General features: G+C 72.4%; 13 protein-coding genes. 8 read left to right on the top strand and 5 right to left on the bottom strand.

Annotation, left to right across the window (positions count from 1 at the left end; all coding sequences use genetic code 11):
• Window positions 1–33: 33 nt before the first annotated feature.
• Complete coding sequence (locus tag ACZ6JT_RS03170) at window positions 34–2,325, bottom strand: FAD/NAD(P)-binding protein (protein ID WP_469206614.1); 2,292 nt, start codon at window positions 2,323–2,325, stop codon at window positions 34–36.
• A gap of 1,212 nt (window positions 2,326–3,537) precedes the next feature.
• On the opposite strand from ACZ6JT_RS03170, the gene ACZ6JT_RS03175 reads away from it, so the two are divergent.
• The 3 genes from ACZ6JT_RS03175 (at window position 3,538) to ACZ6JT_RS03185 (ending at window position 7,831) form a co-directional block, all read left to right on the top strand.
• Entirely contained in the window at window positions 3,538–4,017 is a 480-nt protein-coding gene (locus ACZ6JT_RS03175) for a nuclear transport factor 2 family protein (RefSeq protein WP_469206616.1), read from the top strand.
• A gap of 242 nt (window positions 4,018–4,259) precedes the next feature.
• A complete protein-coding gene (locus ACZ6JT_RS03180; RefSeq protein ID WP_469206618.1) occupies window positions 4,260–7,334 on the top strand; it encodes an amino acid adenylation domain-containing protein in 3,075 nt (1,024 codons plus the stop codon).
• Between the two features lie 182 nt (window positions 7,335–7,516).
• The gene (locus ACZ6JT_RS03185; RefSeq protein ID WP_469206620.1) at window positions 7,517–7,831 is read left to right on the top strand and encodes a hypothetical protein; all 315 of its coding nucleotides are present in this window, start codon (window positions 7,517–7,519) and stop codon (window positions 7,829–7,831) included.
• 50 nt (window positions 7,832–7,881) lie between these two features.
• Here ACZ6JT_RS03185 and ACZ6JT_RS03190 read toward each other — a convergent pair whose 3' ends face one another.
• Both ACZ6JT_RS03190 and ACZ6JT_RS03195 read right to left on the bottom strand, forming a co-directional pair.
• Window positions 7,882–8,859, bottom strand: coding sequence for a helix-turn-helix domain-containing protein (locus ACZ6JT_RS03190; RefSeq protein ID WP_469206622.1), 978 nt, complete (start codon window positions 8,857–8,859; stop codon window positions 7,882–7,884).
• 244 nt (window positions 8,860–9,103) lie between these two features.
• Window positions 9,104–11,578, bottom strand: coding sequence for a SpoIIE family protein phosphatase (locus ACZ6JT_RS03195; protein ID WP_469206625.1), 2,475 nt, complete (start codon window positions 11,576–11,578; stop codon window positions 9,104–9,106).
• A gap of 255 nt (window positions 11,579–11,833) precedes the next feature.
• On the opposite strand from ACZ6JT_RS03195, the gene ACZ6JT_RS03200 reads away from it, so the two are divergent.
• Together ACZ6JT_RS03200 and ACZ6JT_RS03205 are read left to right on the top strand one after the other, a co-directional pair.
• Window positions 11,834–12,418, top strand: a complete 585-nt coding sequence (locus ACZ6JT_RS03200) for a dihydrofolate reductase family protein (protein WP_469206627.1) — start codon at window positions 11,834–11,836, stop codon at window positions 12,416–12,418.
• Window positions 12,419–12,506: 88 nt separating this feature from the next.
• Entirely contained in the window at window positions 12,507–12,701 is a 195-nt protein-coding gene (locus ACZ6JT_RS03205) for a hypothetical protein (protein ID WP_469206629.1), read from the top strand.
• On the opposite strand, the gene ACZ6JT_RS03210 is transcribed toward ACZ6JT_RS03205, so the two are convergent.
• Window positions 12,685–16,029 (bottom strand): AfsR/SARP family transcriptional regulator, encoded by a 3,345-nt coding sequence (locus tag ACZ6JT_RS03210; protein ID WP_469206631.1) that lies wholly within the window; start codon window positions 16,027–16,029, stop codon window positions 12,685–12,687. The genes ACZ6JT_RS03205 and ACZ6JT_RS03210 overlap by 17 nt on opposite strands.
• A 161-nt stretch (window positions 16,030–16,190) precedes the next feature.
• Window positions 16,191–17,168 carry a LuxR C-terminal-related transcriptional regulator gene (locus ACZ6JT_RS03215; RefSeq protein WP_469206633.1) on the bottom strand — a complete coding sequence of 326 codons (978 nt, stop codon included), beginning with the start codon at window positions 17,166–17,168 and terminating at the stop codon, window positions 16,191–16,193.
• 263 nt (window positions 17,169–17,431) lie between these two features.
• Here ACZ6JT_RS03215 and ACZ6JT_RS03220 point away from each other — a divergent pair, with 263 nt between their 5' ends.
• The 3 genes from ACZ6JT_RS03220 to ACZ6JT_RS03230 all read left to right on the top strand — a co-directional run bounded on the left by ACZ6JT_RS03220 (window position 17,432) and on the right by ACZ6JT_RS03230 (window position 18,376).
• On the top strand, window positions 17,432–17,635 hold the full coding sequence (locus ACZ6JT_RS03220) for a hypothetical protein (protein WP_469206635.1): 204 nt from the start codon (window positions 17,432–17,434) through the stop codon (window positions 17,633–17,635).
• A gap of 8 nt (window positions 17,636–17,643) precedes the next feature.
• Entirely contained in the window at window positions 17,644–17,916 is a 273-nt protein-coding gene (locus ACZ6JT_RS03225) for a hypothetical protein (protein ID WP_469206637.1), read from the top strand.
• Between the two features lie 247 nt (window positions 17,917–18,163).
• Entirely contained in the window at window positions 18,164–18,376 is a 213-nt protein-coding gene (locus tag ACZ6JT_RS03230) for an MbtH family protein (protein WP_469206640.1), read from the top strand.
• Window positions 18,377–18,378: the final 2 nt, after the last annotated feature.

Here is an 18,378-nt window from a genome sequence, read left to right on the forward strand (position 1 = left end):
GGATACGGGCGAAGGGCCGGCGCGTGGGCCACGTCAGACTGCTTCGGTCTGCTTCCAGAAGGTGCGCAGCCAGCAGAGGACGTTGCGCATGGCGTGGTGGTTCGCGTCGGGCTTCATCGCACCGCCCTGGAAGAACCGCTGGCCCTCGACGGCGGGGCCGAGCACGGAGATCCGGTCGTCGACGGAGCCGTCCTGGCGGATCACCCGGAAGTCCTCGGTGAGGTCGAGGCCGCCCGGTTCGAAGGCCTCGCCACCGCCGGTGTGCGGGTTGCGCCAGACGCGTACGAGCCCGCGGCGCAGCAGGTTCGGGTAGAGCGGCGCGATGTCGGCCGAGGCGTCGAAGGAGGGGACCCGGCCGTCGACCAGGACGTCGATCGGGCGGACGGCGCCGGTGCGCGGGCCCCGGACGACGAGGGTGTCGCCGTCCGTGTCCACCTGGGCCCCCGGCCCGGGCGACACGTCCAGGATTCCGTGCTCGATGAGCGCCTGGATCCGCTCCATGACCTCCGGCACCGGACCGTACGCCAGTCGGTTGTGCTGGCGCAGCCAGCTGCCGAGGAAGGTGCGGTGCGCGTCGGCGTGCAGGCCGCCGAAGTTGACGGCGTGCACGACGGCGGGACGCAGACCGCGCCAGACGCCGTCCGCCGCGGTCTTGGCGGGGTTGGTGAACGTGCCCTGCCGCGCCCAGATGTGATCGACCGTCATGAACTCGACCATCGCCTTGCGGTACTGCTCGGGCGACGTCTGATCACTCGGCGCGATCGGTTCGAGGGTGCGTTCCCAGGAGAACAGGTTGCCGGAGGGAAGGACGGCGTGCCGGCTCGGCGACTCCAGGCCGGCGACGAGCGAGGCCACCTCGGCCGGGTCGTCGAGCGCCGCTTCCAGCCGCTCCCTGGCGCTGTGTCCGAAAACCACGTCCACGTAGCGCCACAGCAGGGTGTCGAAACACCAGGGCCGCACCTCGGCGCGGAGCGAGGCGTACGGGGAACGGCCGAGGAGGAACGACTCCAGGGCGTCGACGGCCTCCGCGACCGCGCGCTCGATCGGGGCCGTCAGCATGCGGACCGATTCCCCGGTGGACGCGGTCTCCGCGGTCCGGTCGAGGAAGTCCCGCCGGGCGTCGGCCGTGACCTCCGCGAGGTGCCTGCCGAAGTCCTCGCCGAACAGCGTCTCGTAGTAGAGCAACCACATTTCGGCCACGATGAGCGGATACAGGTGGCGCTCGTAGTCAATTTGGCGCGATATCGATCGTCCCACGCCGACCGGGGCGCTGCCGAAGTTCTCGCGCAGCCGGTCAACGGATTCCACGGTAAGGAATATGCCTTTCCGCTTTTTCTTCTTCGCACCGGACGAACCGGACTCGTGGGGCCGCGCGAAGGCGAACAGACCGGATTCACTGAAGGCGACGATGGAACGCGGCTCCCGCCCGGACGGCACATAGCGCAGTTCACCGGTGGCCTCCCGCCGGAAGAGCCCGCCGCGGCCCTCCGTGAGATGCAGGATGACGTCGATGCCCGTGAGCATCGTTCCGGCACAGCCGACCACCCGGCCGGGTCCCGCATTCTCCGTGGTGAGTCGCTCACGCAGCGGATAGGCGCTGGGCACGAATAGGGAACCGGGTGTGCGCGCGGCGGACTCGGCCCACTGCCGAGTGCGCTCCGAGCGCATGGGATCGTTGTAGGAGTGACCGGTCAGGAGGAGTACCTGGTCGACCGCCGTCCGCGTCACGGCACCGCTTTGCACGCCGTCCACGGGGGCCGACGTGATGAGGAGCCGTCCGCCTTCTCCCTTTTCGGCGAGATCCTCGATGTCGGTGACCTCGCTGTGGTGCAGGGTCACCGTGACCGAGGGCTGGGACCGCAGAATGTCCACGTACTCGGAGAAGTGTTCGCGCAGGGCGAGACCGTGCAGATAGCGCTTGGGCCAGCTGTCCGGATCGATGTCGAACCGGGGATCCCCGGTGGCCTCGAACTTTCGCCTGCACCAGTCGTACAGGTTGGGGCGGAGCTCTGCGGGAAGCAGCGGACCTGCCCCTTCGACGCTCTCGTCCGCGCCGAAGGACACGTGCCTGGCGATGCGGTTGAGGAAGCTCGTGGGAGCCTGCGCGTCACTGTGCACCCCGCCGGCACCGAAATGACCGGTGCGGTCGAAGACGTGGACGTCGAGTTCGACGGAGCCGTCACGAGAGGCCACGGAAGCGGCAAGTCGCTCCATTGCGTAGGTGCAGTACGGGCCACCCCCGACAATTGCCAGGCGTATCCGGGCCAGACCTCCCCCTCTCCCCTCAACTCCTCCAAGTTCCCCATGAATACCGGATTCGGACATACTGGCCGGTTTGGCCAGATCCTCCGCAGGCTGCACTGATTCCTACTCCCCCGTTGCACGAACAGCTGTCGGCGGCCGGCGCCGACCAATCCCCGTGTCGCGTCAATCCTCGACGTCACAGCCGACATGACCCTCGGCTTGCGAATAGCCGGGCAGAACGACGACTGCGCAAACCTACACTCCCGTGAAGCGCACGGCACCCTCCGGCCATTCAGAATTAACCGGGGAGCCGTTCAAGATCCATCGAGTGTAGCCCTTCGAATTATCTCTGACTACCCTAATTTTCAGGTCCTATGGAGCCGAAACGGACGGAAGTACCCCCAACCCGAAGGTTCGATGACACCTCGTCAACCTTCAGCGGGTGCTACGACAAAGACCACCGCGACCCAAAGGAGCCCGCCGGCTATTCGAATGCGGGCTTTGTCTTCTCCGGTCCGGGATTCACGGCCACATACGGCTCGCCGCGAGCCGGCTGCCGCGCCCCGCACCTCTGATGGCGGACGGAGCGGCTCCACGGCGAGCGGCCGGGAAGGCCGACATCACGACGGGTCCGCGCGGAAGAGTGCAGAAGCGGCAGCCTTGGCACAGCACTGCCAGATCGCGGCACTCGCGCCTGCCGCCACCCGGCGGCCGTCCCAGCCGTACGGCTGTCGAAGTCGAGAGCCCACGGGCCTACGCGCCGACCGCACACCCCGGCAACCGGGCCGGGCGGAAGCCGGCCTGGGTCAGGCCCAACGCAGGCGGCGTGCGGTCGAGTTCACTGCACCAGTACTCCCCCCATGCTGAAGCGGATCGGAAGTCGGAGTGTGCTCGGCACTCGCGATCTGTTGAACTGCCGGGATCGCAGGGGGTGTTCGGCATCAAACACCCGGCGGCCGGCCTACGGCTCCCGAAGATCCTGCCACAACATGCATCGGCCAACTATCGCGCAGATCACATGGTCCGGCACCGCCCGCAGGACCTCCGCAAGTGGAGTGAAAGGGTCCGTCGCCTCGACCCCCGGAACAGAGGGGGAACAGCGGCCTCGGGGAGGGTGCGCAACCGACGCGGGCACTGCCGAGGTCGCGGCCCTTCACCACACAACCCCCTTGCCACCAGCGGCGATACGGTCTCTACCAACCTCGGGCAAACACCCCCCAACGCGAAGAAGAACACCTTCGAACTGAACGGCGAAGCCTGCTAGCCTTCCGGATGCATGTGCGGGGGCCATGTATGTTTTGGCATGCCGCGCTGGAGTACCGCGCCATCTTCTGCCCCGCCGCCCGAACCGACCGGGCCGGCCTCATCGGCGGAACCAAGGACGGAGACATCCCCAAAATGACGGCCTCCAACAATACGGCGGAGGGTCTGATCCCCCGCTACTACGACTGCGTCGACCGCCAGGACCCGGCGATGTTCGACCTGTTCCACCCCTCCATCCGCTACAAGCGACCGGGCTACCCCCTGATCCGGGGAATGGCCGAATTTCGCGAGTTCTACGCCACCCGCCGTGTCATCGTGGAGGGCCGGCACCAGGTCGACACGATGTTCCACTCGGACCGACAGGTGGCGGTCGAGGGACGGTTCACCGGCCTGCTCCGTGACGGTTCACGCGCCGACCTGACCTTCAGCGACTTCTTCGACCTGGTCGAGGAGGCGGGCACCGTCCTCATCGCGTCGCGCCGCACCTACTTCGACGACACGCGAGTGTGACGGACCGTCGCAGCAAGGCCCGCGCGTGCCCCAGAGCCGTGACCAGCCGGGTTCACCCGGCTCGCGGCGCTCCCCCAGCTACCGCTGGGAGGTGCCCCCAGGCACGGCGCCCCGCCGCGTTGACGGACCGCCCGCGTACGTCCCGTACGCACGGCGGCCCTCCGCCTTGCGACGTACCGCACCGGACACCGCGACCCGGCACACCTTCCCGGCCACGGCACTAGCTGAAAGACCGATGACCCATGGACATCCACAGCCCCTATGCACGTGGTGAACGCATCGAACGCGTCATCGCCCACCACGCCGAGCGCACGCCCGGAGCGATCGCCCTCCGCCAGGGGGACCGTACCTTCACCTACGCGGAACTACGGCAGCGGGCCGCCACCATGGCAGAGGGGCTCCACGCCGCGGGAGTGCGGCACGGGGACTGTGTCCCCGTACGCATGGAACGCTCGCCGGAGCTGGTCGTGACGCTGCTGGCCGTGCTCGAGGCGGGGGCGGCCTACATCGCCGTCGACACCGCCTGGCCCCCGGCTCGCACCGACTCGATCATCCGGCGCTCCGGGGCGTCCTTGGTGGTGTCCGAGGACAACTACGCGCACTTCGCGGCCGGCGCACCCGAGCCCGTCTCGCTGCAGCCCCTCGACGACGGCAGCGAAGCAGCGTGCGTCTTCTTCACCTCCGGCTCGACCGGGCAGCCCAAAGGTGTGATGTCACCGCACCGCGGCACCCTCCGCACCCTGGTCGGCTGTCCGTCCATTCCCCTCGACGCCGACAGCGTCTTCCTGCAGTCGGCGCCCCTGCCCTGGGACGGCCTGTCCCTGGAGCTGTGGGCCCCCCTGCTCAACGGCGGCTGCTGCGTCCTCCTCGACCGGGGCCATCCCGCCCTGGACTCGGCCACCCTGCGGGAAGCCGTGCGGAGCGGGGTGAACAGCCTGTGGCTGACCAGCTCCCTGTTCAACGTACTGACCGAGGAGGACGTCGAGGTCTTCCGCGGCATCCGGTTGCTGCTCGTCGGCGGCGAACGCGTCTCGCCGGCCCACGTCCGCCGGGTCCTGACGGCCCTTCCGGACCTGCACGTCGTGAACGGTTACGGGCCCGCGGAAAGCACGATCTTCGCCACCACGCACGTCGTGCGCGCCCAGGACGTCGTCGAGACGGCCACCGAAGTCCCCATCGGCCGGCCGGTGCCCCGGACCGGCGTGGCCCTGGTGACCGCCTCCGGAGAACGCGCGAAGCCGGGCGACATCGGGGAGATCGCCATCTCGGGCGACGGCCTCGCCCTGCGCTACCTGGCGGACCCCGAGGCCACGGCGCGCGCCTTCTTCGAGCTGGACGGTGTCCGCCACTACCGCACGGGCGACCTGGCCATCCTGGACGAGGACGGCAACTACCGCTACCGGGGCCGCGCCGACCGCGAGTTCAAGGTGCGCGGTGTGCGCATCGCCCCCGGAGAGGTCGAAAAGGCGCTGGAAGCACACTCCCATGTCGCCACGTGCTGCGTGCTGCGCATCGAGACCACGCCCGGCCGCCCCGAACTGGCCTGTGCCTACACCACGCTCGACGAGGCGCCGCTGGACCCGCGCGAACTGCGCGAGTTCGCGGCCCGTACGCTGCTCGGCTCCATGGTACCGACGCGGCTCCTGCACCTGCGGCGACTGCCCCTGACCGCCACGGGCAAAGCCGACTACGCGGCCGTTCGCGTCCTGGTCGAGCAGGACGCCGCTCCGGCACCGGCCTCCGGGGCCGCCCCGGCGTCCGCCGCCGCGGCCGCGTCCTCCGACTCGGTCGCCGACCAGCTGCTCGCCGAGGTCGGAGAGCTCCTCGGCCGGCCGGGCACCACACCCCACGACGACCTCTTCCACGCCGGGCTCACCTCCCTGGACGCGGTGCGGCTCGCCTCCCGGATCACCGTCCGCACCGGAGCCCACATCACGGCGGCCGACGTGTACCGGCAGCGGACCCTCGACAAACTTCTGACCCTGAGCGGCGATCGGGAGCAGTCGGCCGATGTCGGCCCCGGACCGCTGGACGCGCCGGACGCCGACCACGGCGACGCGCCCCTGTCGCGGGCCCAGGAACGGTTCTGGCTGTCCGAGGAGTTCACCCCCGGCGACGCCGACAACGTGGTCGTGCTCGCGTACGCCCTGAAGGGCTCTCTGGACGCCGAGCGGTTCGAGGCGGCGCTCGGCCAGGTGATCGCGCGGCATCCCGTACTGCGGACCGTGTATCCGTACGAGGGCTCCGGCGCGGTACAGCGCGTCCTGCCGGCGGACGACGCCCGCGTGGCCCTGGAACGCACGAGCGCGCCGCACCACCCGGGTGGCGACGATCTGCGAGCGCTCGCCGAGCAGGTCTGCGCGGATTGGTGGGGCGGAGCCACGGATCTGGAGAAGGAGCCGCCCCTGCGGCTGCGGCTGTGCCACGTGGACGAGCAGACACACCTGTTCTGCATGCGCGTGCACCACCTGGCCTTCGACGGCTGGTCGGAGACCCTGTTCATGGAAGACCTCGCCGCCGCCATGGACCCGGACGTGACACTGGCCGAGCCACCCCGCGTCACTTACACCGGCTACGGCAAGTGGGAGCGGGACCGGCTCGACACCTGGCTCGGGCACGATCTGCCGTACTGGCAGGAGGCGCTCAAGGACGCGCCGCGCCCCTTCCTCCCTCGCCCCTCCGGGGGAACACAGGCCCGCCGCGTCGAATCCGCCCTGCATGTGCCCGCCGAGGTGGTCGCCCGGCTGACGCGCACCGCGGACACGTTCGGCGGGACGCCGGTCGCCGCACTGCTGGCCGCGGCTGGCAGGTCGTTGTCCCGGGTGTTCGGCGTGGAGGACCTGTGCCTGGGCACCGTGTCGACCGGTCGGCACAGTCCCGAGCTGGAGTCGATCATCGGCTGCTTCGTCAACTCCCTCCCGATCGCGCTGACTTCTGTGCCGGCACAGGACGCCACGGAGCTCCTGGCCACCTGCGCCCGGACCGTCGCCTCGGGGTTCCAGCACGCCCGCACGCCGTTCGACGAGCTCGTGCGGTCCCTGCAGCCGAAGCGGGACCGGCACCCGTGGTTCCAGGTCTGGGTGATCCTGCAACGTCAGCCTCCGCGGGTGCGCCTCGGCGCAGGGGTGACGGCGCGGGCACTGCGCATCCGTCCGCCCCACACCGGTTTCGAGCTGCTGATCGAGGCTGTACCGCAGCCCGAGGGCGCCTGGGAGCTCGTGGTGAGCAGACGCGCGGACGGGATGTCCGAAGCCGAAGCCGAGCGGCTGCTCGGTCAGCTCACACTCGCCCTCGAGGAGTTGTCCACCGCCACCTGACGTCGGCCTCCCCGGTACGACGACGCACCCCTGCTTCGTTTTCCGGCTGGACGCGGGAGGACCTTTTCGCGCAGCGGCTTTCGCATGCGCCGCGGGGTCGCTGAAGTAGACGCATGCCATCCACGCCGTCCGGACCGACCTCCGAAAATCCCGAGGACGGAAGCAACGATCATTGCGAACGGGTGCGGCGCATCCTCACGCGGGCCGGATTCGACACGGCGTCGCAGTGGGGTAACGGCCTGCGCGTGTGGACGGCTCCGGAGGGGGTCATGGTGGGGTGGGCCGCGCGGGAGGTGCTGCGGCCGACCGTTCAAGTCCACGGGCACAAGGAGGACCTCTCCCGGTTCACTTCGCTGACCGGCCTGCACAAGGCGCTCCAGACCGCCCTCGCGGTGATTCTGCGCGAAGCGGGCCTCGATGTGGACACCCGCGGGAACCATCTCGTGGCCGTCTGGCCCGGGACGGCGCCGCCGGCGGGCGACGCGGCGGACGCGTAGACCAGGGGGCCCGGGCAGGATCGGCACCGCGGCCGGCCTGTCATCCCTGTTCAGGACTCGGCCAGCGTGCGCCGCGGAGGGCCTCCGTAGGCGGTGCGGTAGGCGGCCGAGAAGCGTCCTTCGTGATGGAAGCCCCACCGGTGGGCGATGGCGGTCACCGTGTCGCGCGAGGGATCCGCCGCGAGCAGGTCGGCATGGGCGAGAGCCAGCCGTACGCGGCGCAGGTAGGCCGTCGGAGTCGTCCCGAGGTGGCGCCGGAAGGCGTACTGGAGGGCCCTCGGGGTGACACCGGCCGCTGCGGCCATCTCGCTGAGACCGATTTCGCCATCCGGCTCCGCCTCGATGAAGGCGACCGCCCGGCGGACCGTCTCCGGCGTCGCGTCCCGGGTGTCCGCGAGCACGGGCTCGGGGCGGGCGTTGCTGGGGAAGACGGCGAGGGCGGTCGCGGCGACCATCTTGGCGACGGCGTCGATCATCAGGGGTTCGTTCTCCCCCGGCAGGGCCAGGATGGTCTCCTCGACGTAGTCGACGGTCCTCTTCCACTGGGTGGCGAGGGCTTCGGAGGCCGGCGTGAAGCGGGTGAAACGCAACGGGCGGGCGGACCGTCCGGGCATGCGGCCCGCGAGCTGTTCGAGCAGGGCGAGCGGGATGGACACGGCGCGCAGCTCGGCCGCTTGCACGCGGCCCGCGTAGGGAAGGTGGGGCTGCGAGATGGCCAGGACGTCGCCGGGCCCGGCTTTGGTGACGTCGTCCGCGCACTCCCGCGCCATGCGGCCGCTGACCACGTGCGTGATGGCCACCGCTCCCAGGGGGTCGGTGGTGTAGGCGTAGTCCGTCGGCAAGGACAGGCCGCTGAGCGATACGGGACCGGCGGCGGTGCGGGTGTACCAGAAGGAACTCCGCGGGGCCGGTGCCTTCATGCGCAGGCTCGTTCCGTACGCGGCCTTCAGCCAGTCCCGGGCCACGTCCACGTCGGTGGTGCGAACGCTCTGGGCGCCGGGTGGGTCCGCGGGCGGCTGATGAGGCATGGTGAGGGACTTCCTTCGGCGGCGAGCGCGGCACGGCCGGCACGGCGAGCAGTGCGAGCCTCAGCGTACGTCGCGGAACGGGGCGCAGTGTACGTTCCGGGCGTCCTCCAGGGGCAGCCGCAGGTGCAGGTGCCCTGCCTCGACGCGGCCGCGTCGGCTCCCGAAAACGTCGTCGTCCCCGTCGCCGCCATGGGGATGACCAGGACCATCCCGGCCTTCGCAGCGGCCCTCGGGGAGGCCCGGGTCACCCGTTCCAGGCGAGGTTCGCCGGGGCCGCGGAGTGCCCCTCCGCTGCGGCGGCAAGGGGGAACTCGGTCCAGACCGACTTGCCGTCCCGGGTGTAGCGGGTGCCCCATCGTTCGGTGAGCTGGGCCACCAGGAAGAGGCCGCGCCCGCCCTCATCGGTGGTGCGGGCCCGTCGCAGGTGCGGAGCGGTGCTGCTGCTGTCGGAGACCTCGCAGATCAGGCTGCGGTCGCGGATGAGCCGCAGGGTCAGCGGCGCGCCGCCGCCGTACCGGTAGGCGTTGGTGACCAGTTCGCTGACGACCAGTTCCGCGGTGAAGGCCAGCTCCTCCAGGCCCCACCCGGTCAGTGTGGTCTCCGCCAGGTGCCGTGCCCGGGCGGCGGCGGCCGGCTCCGCGGGCAGTTCCCAGGAGGCCACCTGTTCCGGCGCCAGGACGCGGGTGCGGGCGAGGAGCAGGGCGACGTCATCGGGTGGGTGCTCCGGCAGCAGGGCGTTCTGCACGTCCGTGCACGTCTCGGCGAGCGAGCGGCCGGGCCGGGACAGGGCTTCGCGCAGCCGCTCGAGCCCTTCGTCGAGGTCGAGACCACGGGCCTCGACGAGGCCGTCCGTGTACAGCGCCAGCAGGCTTCCCTCGGCGAGTTCCAATTCGGCGGACTCGAACGGAAGTCCCCCCAGTCCCAACGGCGGCCCCTCGGGAAGGTCGGGCAGGCTCACCGTGCCGTCGGAGGTCACCACGGCCGGGGGCAGGTGACCCGCCCGGGCCAGGGTGCAGCGCCGGGAGGTGGGGTCGTAGACCGCGTACAGGCACGTGGCGCCGACGATCTGCTGCCCCCGCCCTTCGGCCGGCTCCTGCTCGGCCGCCAGGCGGTTGACCAGGTCGTCCAGGTGGGAGAGGACTTCGTCCGGGGCGTAGTCGAGGCTGGCCAGGGTGTGCACGGCCGTGCGCAGGCGGCCCATGGTGGCCGCGGCGTGCAGACCGTGGCCGACGACGTCGCCGACGACGAGGGCGACGCGCGCTCCGGAAAGCGGGATGACGTCGAACCAGTCTCCGCCGACACCGGTGGCGGGATCGGCCGGGAGATAGAGGTGCGCGACCTCGACCGCGCTGTGTTCGGGCAACGCCTGCGGGAGCAGGCTGCGCTGCAAGGTCAACGCGGCCTGGTGCTGCTGCGTGTAGCGGCGGGCGTTGTCGATGCACACGGCGGCCCGCGCGGCGAATTCCTCTGCGAGCGTGAGGTCGTCCTCCTCGAACGGCTCGGGCCGCTCGGCGCGCCACAGGCTGAGCAGGCCGAGGAGCAGACCGCGGGCCGTCAGCGGTACGACGATCAGTGAGTGGGCGCGCAGACCGAAGGCGCGCTGGGTGCGCTCCGGATCCTGGAAGTACCAGCCGGGGCTGCTCTGGAGCACGGGTTCGAGGATGGGCTGCTGCTCGGCGAGGCACCTGGCCTGGGGGGTCCGCGGGTCGAAGTGGAAGACCTCGCCGGCGGGGTACATGACCTGCAGCGCTTCTGCCACGACCGAGTGGACGGCCATTCTGCGGACCGGTCCGATCGTCTCCTCGGCGGTCTCGTCGCCTCGGGCGACCGACTCGAGCAGATCGATGGAGACCGCGTCCGCGAGGTCGGGGACGGCGACGTCGGCGAGTTCCCGGGTGGTCTGGCCGAGATCCAGCGTGGTCCCGATGCGGGCGCTCGCCCGATTGAGCAGAGCGAGCCGCCGCCGGGCCCGGTAGCCGTCGGTGACGTCCTCCACCAGTTGGGTGACTCCGAGGATTCCGCCGGCGGGGTCCTCCATCCGGAACGCCGACACCGAGACCACCCGCTCGTGGGAGGGGTCACTCCTCAGTCGGCAGGGTTGCTCGGTGAAGATCAGGGGGGCTCCCGTCTCCAGCACCCGTCGCAGCCGGGTTTCGATGGTTTCCACGTCCGGACCGATGAGGAAGTCGCCGATGCTCCGGCTCCGGATCTCCGCCGCGGGGAGTTGCGTGAACCGGGCCAGCGCCCGGTTGATCCGCAGGATGCTCAGATCGGGGGCGTGCACGGACAGACCGATCGGGGAGCGCCGGAACAGACCGTCCAGGACCGACCGGTCCGTCTCCCACTGGCGCACCTCCTCCGCCGGGGCGACGACGAGGAACCACTCGCGGGCGGAGCCGGGGCGGAGGACGGCGCGGGCGCGAAAGCCCAGTTCCACCCGCCGCCCGCTGCGGTGCAGGACGGGCAGCAGGCCGGACCAGCCCCGGTCGCGCGCGCACGCGGCCGCGGCGTCCCGGACCGCCTCGCGGTCACGTGCATCGACCATGAATTCCAGGGCCATGCGGCCCAGCACCTCTTCGGGCAGGTAGCCGAGGTGTTCCTGTGCGCGCTCGCTCCAGCCGACGACCCTGCCGTGGTCGTCCACCACCGCCGAGGCGGAGTTGTGCAGCGCGAACGGGTCCTCGGGCACCTCACCCGGTCCCGGCGCCGGTGCGTGCATCGCTGCCACCCTTCGACCTGCTCGACCTGCCGAACGGACCGCGCGACGGGCATTGCCGCGGCGACTACCCAGAGTGATCGGAGATCCCTTGTTGAGCAGTCGGCCTACCTTCAGTATCACCGCGCCGCCGCACGTCGGCAGAGGGTGCGCCCTGTCCGTGGGCGACTTCGCCGTCGTCGCCGTCCTGCGAGCCTGACGAGTCCTGCGGCGGCCGACGGCCATAAGGTCGGATTCCGTTCCCGAGGAGGACTACTGATGCGCAGCGTTACCTACTCGATGAATGTCTCCCTTGACGGCTACGTCGTCGGGCCGGACGGCGGCATCGACTGGACGACACCCGACGAGGAGGTCTTCCGCTTCTGGATCGACGAGATTCGCCAGGTCGGCGTCCACCTGATGGGACGACGGCTCTACGAGACGATGCTGTACTGGGAGAGCGCCGACCAGGATCCCTCGCTCGGCGACGCCGAGCGGGAGTGGACCTCTCTCTGGAATCCGCTCCCGAAAGTGGTGTTCTCCACGACGCTGTCGACGGTGCAGGGCCATGCCCGCCTGGCCTCGGGCGGCCTGGCGGAGGAGATCGCGCGGCTGCGGGCCGAGCCCGGGGAGGGCGACATCGCGATCGGCGGTGCGACCCTCGCCGCCCAGGCGGCCGCGGCGGGTCTGATCGACGAGTACCGGGCCGTGGTCTACCCGGTGCTGATCGGCGGTGGCGTTCCGTTCTTCGCCCACGACGAGCGCCGGGTCGATCTCGAGCTCGTCGAGACGCGCACCTTCAGGTCAAAGGTCGTCTACCTCCGCTACCGCGTGGCGCGCCCGGCCGGCGTATATGAAACGTAGATGGACTGCTGCGAGTCTCCTCGGCAGAACCGCCCGCAAGCCAGCCAGGGGCCGCACACGGCACCTGGACCAACAGACAGGATCCACCGTGCCGCACATCCGCCCGTCCGTCACGCGCCGTCTGGCCTTCCTCGTGCCCGCCGCGCTCGTCGCGCTGCTCGCCGTCGGTGCCACGGCCGGAACCCCGGTCCTCACCGCGGACCGCGGCACGAGCGTCTCGGCCGACGAGGCCACCGGGCCCCGCCCGCGCCATGACCACAACGAGTTCAACAGCCGGGCCTGACCGCCACGGCCGTCTTCAGCAGGGTGCGGGCCTCCTCGGCCTCCGGGAGGCCTGCCCGCTCGAACACCTCCAGCGCCTCGCCCGCGTGGCTCAGCCCCTCCTCGCGCCGGCCCGCCGCCAGGCAGACCCCGGCGTGGACCAGCAGGGCGTAGCCGCGGTCCCGGCCCCGGCCCGGCACCGTGCGCAGATGGGCCACGGCCCGGGCTGAGGCCTCCAGCGCCTCCCGGTTCCGGCGGAGGTCGCTCAGCGTCCGTGCGCAGCGGTAGTCGGCCTGCGCGCGCTGGCCCGGGATCCGGACCGCGTCGCACAGGTCGAGGCACTCCTCGTACGCGGCCAGCGCCTCCTCCAGCCGGCCGAGCTCGTGCAGGGCCTGCCCGCGCACGCACAGCGCGTGGGCGACCCCGTGGTGGTCGGCCATCTCGCGCAGCGCCTCCAGGGCCTCCTCGCACGCGGGCAGCGCCTCGACCGCCCGGCCGCCGCGGACGCGGGCCAGGGCGGCGTTGAGGGTGATCGTCAGGGCGCCCGAGCGGTGGCCCTGCTCCCGCGCCAGGACAAGCGCCTCGTCGAAGCACTCCGCCGCCTCGCCGAAGCGGTGCTCGAACTGGGCGATCACCCCGAGGTCGTTGTACGCCTGCTGCAGGATCGCCCGGTCGCCCGCCCGGCGGCAGGCCCGCACGGCCAGCTCGGAGGCGGCGCGGGCCCGGCCCAGATCGGTGGCCTGGAGCGCCGCGTTCCCGATGAGGAAGTGGGCGCGCCCGGCCGCCCGGTCGTTGCCTCGCGGCGTCGCCGCCCGGGCCAGTTCGGCGGCGGTCGCGGTGATCCGCGCGTACGGGATGTCCTGCCCGAACGAGCTGAGCGCGACCAGCAGGTCGGCGGCCGTCGTCAGCTGCTCCGTGTCCGTGGCGTCCGGCCGCCGCACCACGAGCTGGACGGCGTGCAGCGCGCAGTCGAACTCCGCGACGACCCAGTCGCGGGCCTCGGTCAGGTCCGCGAGCCGCCCCTCCGCCGGTTCCGCGGCCGCCGCGACGATCGAGCGGTGCACCGGGTCCCCGGGGATCATCCACTGGAAGGCCTCGGCCGCCATGCCCAGCAGGTGGCGCAGGAGGCGGTGCTGCACCGGCGGGCCGGGCTCACCGGCCGGGGCGGGCAGGTTGAGCGCGAAGTCCCGGCCCAGCTCGTGGTGGCGGTAGCGGCCCGGCTCCGGTGATTCGAGCAGGGCGGCGTCCACCAGGGCTTCGAGCAGTTCCTCGGCCTCCGTCTCGGCCAGGTCCAGGGCGGCGGCCGCCGCGACGAGCCCGATACCGGGCCGGGAGACGGGGGCGAGCCGGCGGAACACGCTCGCCTGGGGACCGGTCAGCTGGCGGTGGCCCAACTCGAAGACGGCGGCGACGGCCAGGTCGTCGGCCCGCAGTTCGGTCAGCCGGCGCCGCTCGTCGGCGAGGCGGGCCACCAGGTGCGCGACGCTCCATCCGGGCCGGGCTGCGAGGCGGGCTGCGACGATGCGGACCGCCAGCGGCAGCCGGGCGCAGGCCTCGACCAGCGCGGCCGCGGCCTCCTCCTCCCGGTCCACCCGGTCGGCGCCGACGATCTGGCGCAGCAGCCCGAGCGCTTCCGAGGGGGTGAACTCCGCGAGCTGGACGTGGCGTCCCGACAGCAGCCCGCCCAGGCGGGCCCGGCTGGTGACGACGACGGCGCAGCCCGCGGCGCCCGGGAGCAGCGGCTTGACCTGGGCGATGTCCCGGGCGTCGTCGAGCAGCAGGAGCAGCCGGCGGCCGTCGAGGACGGTACGGAAGAGCCGGGCGCGGTCCTCCGTCGAGGGCGGCACCTCACGGCGGGGCACGCCGAGGGCGCCGAGCAGGCTGGCCAGGACGGTGCCGGGGTCGGCGGGGTCGCTGCCCGTGCCGCGGAGGTCGGCGTAGAGCTGGCCGTCGGGGTAGGCGTCCTTGACGTGGTGCGCGACCCGCAGGGCCAGGGCGCTCTTGCCGATGCCGCCCATCCCGCTCACGGCGGCGACGGCCAGGGCGGTGCGGTCCGGGTCGCTCAGGACGCCGGTGAGGGCGGCGAGTTCGGCGCGGCGGCCGCTGAAGTCGGCGATGTCGGCGGGGAGCTGGGCGGGTCGGACGTACCCGGCCGCGCCCTGCCCGTGCGGGAGGTCGGGCGCTGCGGCAGCCCCCGACACCGCGGCCCGGGCCCCGTGCCGCATCCGCGCAGGGCCGGCTCCCGGGTCCCCGGCCCGCGGAGCCCCGAAGGCCTCGGGAACCCCGGTGGCCGCCGCGGCACCGGGCCCGTGCGCCCCCGCCACGGTGGTCCCCGGCGCCCCGGCCGGACCGGTGCCGTGCGCGCCCGTCGGCTCTGCGGCGGGCGCGCCGGCGAACCCGGCCGGTGCCCCGGCAGCCCCGGCGGACGCCGTCGGGAACCCCTCGGGTCCCGCGGGCGCGCCGCCGGAAGCCGGTGCGCCGCCCGGGGCGAGGCCGTGCGCGTCCGCGGGTGCCGTCGCGGCGCCCGAGGGCGCGGCCGGGAGGCGTACGGGCGGCTCGCCTTCGCGGCGGGCGGCCGGGGAGGCGGCGGAGAGGAGGGCCGGGTCGCCCGACAGGATGCGGGCGTGCAGGGAGCGGAGGTCCGGGCCGGGGTCCAGGCCGAGTTCGTCGGCCAGCACCTCGCGGGCCCGGCCGAAGACGGCGAGGGCGTCGCCCTGCCGCCCCGCGGCGTACAGCGCGCGCATCAGGAGCCCGTACGGGCGCTCCCGCAGCGGCTCTTCGCGGATGAGGGCGGTGAGCTCGGGGACGGCCCGCTCGTGCCGCCCGAGCAGCAGGTCCACCCCGAGGCGCTCCTCCAGCAGGTGCAGCCGCAGCTCCGCCAAGCGCGAGCGCTGGCTTTCGGCGAACGGCCCCGGTACTCCGGCCAGTGGCTCGCCCCGCCACAGGGACCCGGCCTCGGCCAGGGCTTCGGCGCAGACCTCCCACTCCCCGGCCGCGTGGGCGCGGGCGGCCTTCGCGGCCAGCTCCTCGGCCCGTACGGCGTCGACGGAGCCCGGCGGCACCGCGAGCCGGTAGCCGTCGTTCGCGGACTCCAGGATCCGGGCCCCGGTCTCGCCGGACTCCCCGCTCTCCAGCAGCTTCCGCAGCCGCCAGACGTAGGTCCGCAGGATCATCACCGCGGAGCCCGGGGCGGACTCCCCCCAGACCGCGGCGGCCAGTTCGTGCAGCGGCACGACGTGGCCCGCGCGGAGCACCAGGACGGCGAGGGTGGCCTGCTGCTGCGGTGGTCCACCGGCCAGCACCGGGCCTCCGTGGGACACGCCCATGGATCCGAGCACGAAGAATTTCACGAGTTCCCCCTGTGCGCACGCACAGCTCCACACGGCGGTAGGTCCCCAGTTGTCCTGGCCCGCCGATGTACGGAGCGTCATCCTAAGCGGTTCACATGACCATCCCATCGGAACGGGTCGCGGCGGCGGCCCGGGCGGCGGAGGGAGGGACCGCGTCCGCGTCACACCCATCCGAGGCGGGCCGCGCGCAGACCCGCCTCGAACCGGCTGCGGGCGCCCAGCCGTTCGATCAGCGAGGCCATGATGCGCCGGGCGGTGCGGGCCGAGATGTGCAGCTGTCCGGCGGCGGATTCGTCGGTGTGGCCCTCGGCCAGCAGGACCAGCAGGGAGCGCTCCTGCTCAGTGGGTACGTACACGGCCTCCGACGGATCCGCGCCCAGCGGCACGGCCGCGCCCCACTCCCGCTCGAACAGCGCGACCAGCGGGGCGATCATTCCGGGCGTGGAGAGGAACAGCGCGCCCTGGCGGCTGTCCGCCGGGTCGATGGGGACGAGGGCGTGGGTCCGGTCGACCAGCACCATCCGGGTCGGCAGCGCGGCGACCGTACGGAAGGCGCCGCCGCCCGCGAGCAGCCCCCGGCTGTAACGCAGGGTCCCCGGATCCTCCCGTACGAGGTCCAGCCCGATGGTGCGGATGGCGACGCCGCGGCCGAGCACGAGGGCGTTGTTGCGTTCGGCGGCCTCCAGCGCGGCCGCGGACTGGGGACCGCCCGGCATGAAGGTCAGCACCTCGGTCCTTGCCTCCAGCGCCAGGCGCTCCAACCGCCGCTGCACGGCGTCGAGTCCGGCCAGCCGCTCGACGCCCTCGGCCGGGCGGGCGCCGGAGCCGGCGCCCGCGAGGATCCGGACCAGGGCCTGCTGGTGGTCCGCGGCCTGGCGGTGCCGGCGCACCAGTTCCTCGTGCTGCTGGTCCAGGAGCCGCTGCATCCCGAGAACGGGGTCGACGACGGTGAAGCGGCCGGGCGCCTCGAAGGACGCCTGGACCAGGCGCAGCGCGAAGAGCCGGTCGAGGCAGGCGCGGACCCGCTCGGGCTCCACCCCGAGCCGGGCGGCGAGTTCGACCAGTCCGAGTTCGGGCCGGGCCAGCACCTCCTCGTACACCGTCTGGTCGAGCTCCTCCAGGTCGAGCGTCACGGACATCGGTTCCCCTCTTGGCATGCGGTCGTCCCCCGTCGATCTGTCAGCAGCCTGCCTGCCGGAGATCTACGTGACATAGACGCGCCCTCTACGCGCGTCAACGCGGCTTCGGCCGGCCGTCGGCGGGGGTCCGGCCGGGGGCGGCTGTCCCAAAGCGTCCTGGCCGCTTCCGCCACCCCTTGATCTGTTCCCCCAGGTCAACACCTTGGCCAGGATGGAGGCGTGCCGCTCGGCACCCCTTCCCCACTCCCGATGAGGGCACCTCCATGACTTCTCGCGTCCACACCACCGTCCGGCCGGTCCGCACCGCTGCCGTGGCCGTCGCCGCGGCCGTCGCCTGCGCCGCGCTCGCGCTCACCGCCGGCGGGCCGTCCGGTGCGGACACGGCCGGGGCCGCCACCGTCCAGGCGGCCCCGGCGCCCCTCCCGGCCACCCCGGACGCGGTCGCGTACGGCCTCATCTGGGACTGACCGGGCGCGTGGAGCTGACCCTCGTCTCTCTCGTCCCGCCCGGGCCCGGTCCCGGTCCCGGGCCCACGGACGACGGACGCCTGCTGCGCCTGCTCTGGGGCGCGGCCCGCCCGGAGGAGCGACTGGAGCACATCAGCGTGCGGAGCGGTCCGCACGGCGTGGACCTCGGACTCTTCACCGTCGCCACGCCCGCGACGACCGCCGCGGAGGCAGCCCTGGCCATCTGCCGCCGCGTGCTCGCGCCTCCCTCCCCCTTCCACGGTTGGCACCTGGTGCTGTGACCGGAAAGGTTCACCGGCTCGCGACGCTCCCCCAGCTACCGCTGGGAGGTGCCCCCAGGCACGGCACCTCGCCGCGTTGTCGGACCGCGCACGTACGTCCAGTACGAGCCCCGGGCTCCGCCTTGCGATCCACCGCACCGGACGCCGCAACCCGGCAAACCTTCCCGGCCCCAGCACTCGCCGCCGAACCCACCAGCCTCGCGCGATCCGGCGCGATCCCCACCACCACGACGTGACAGGAGCACCCGTGACCAACCCCTTCGAGGACGACGAAGCCACCTACTTCGTCCTCGTCAACCAGGAGAACCAGCACTCCCTGTGGCCCGCCTCGATCGAGGCGCCCGCCGGCTGGACCGCCACTCATGGCCCGGCCCCTCGCCAGGACTGCCTGGACCACATCGAGAAGACCTGGACCGATCTGCGTCCGGCCTCTCTGGTCGCCGCCCTCGGGGAGGTCTGAGC

The organism is Streptomyces sp. NPDC046308, assembly GCF_055588065.1.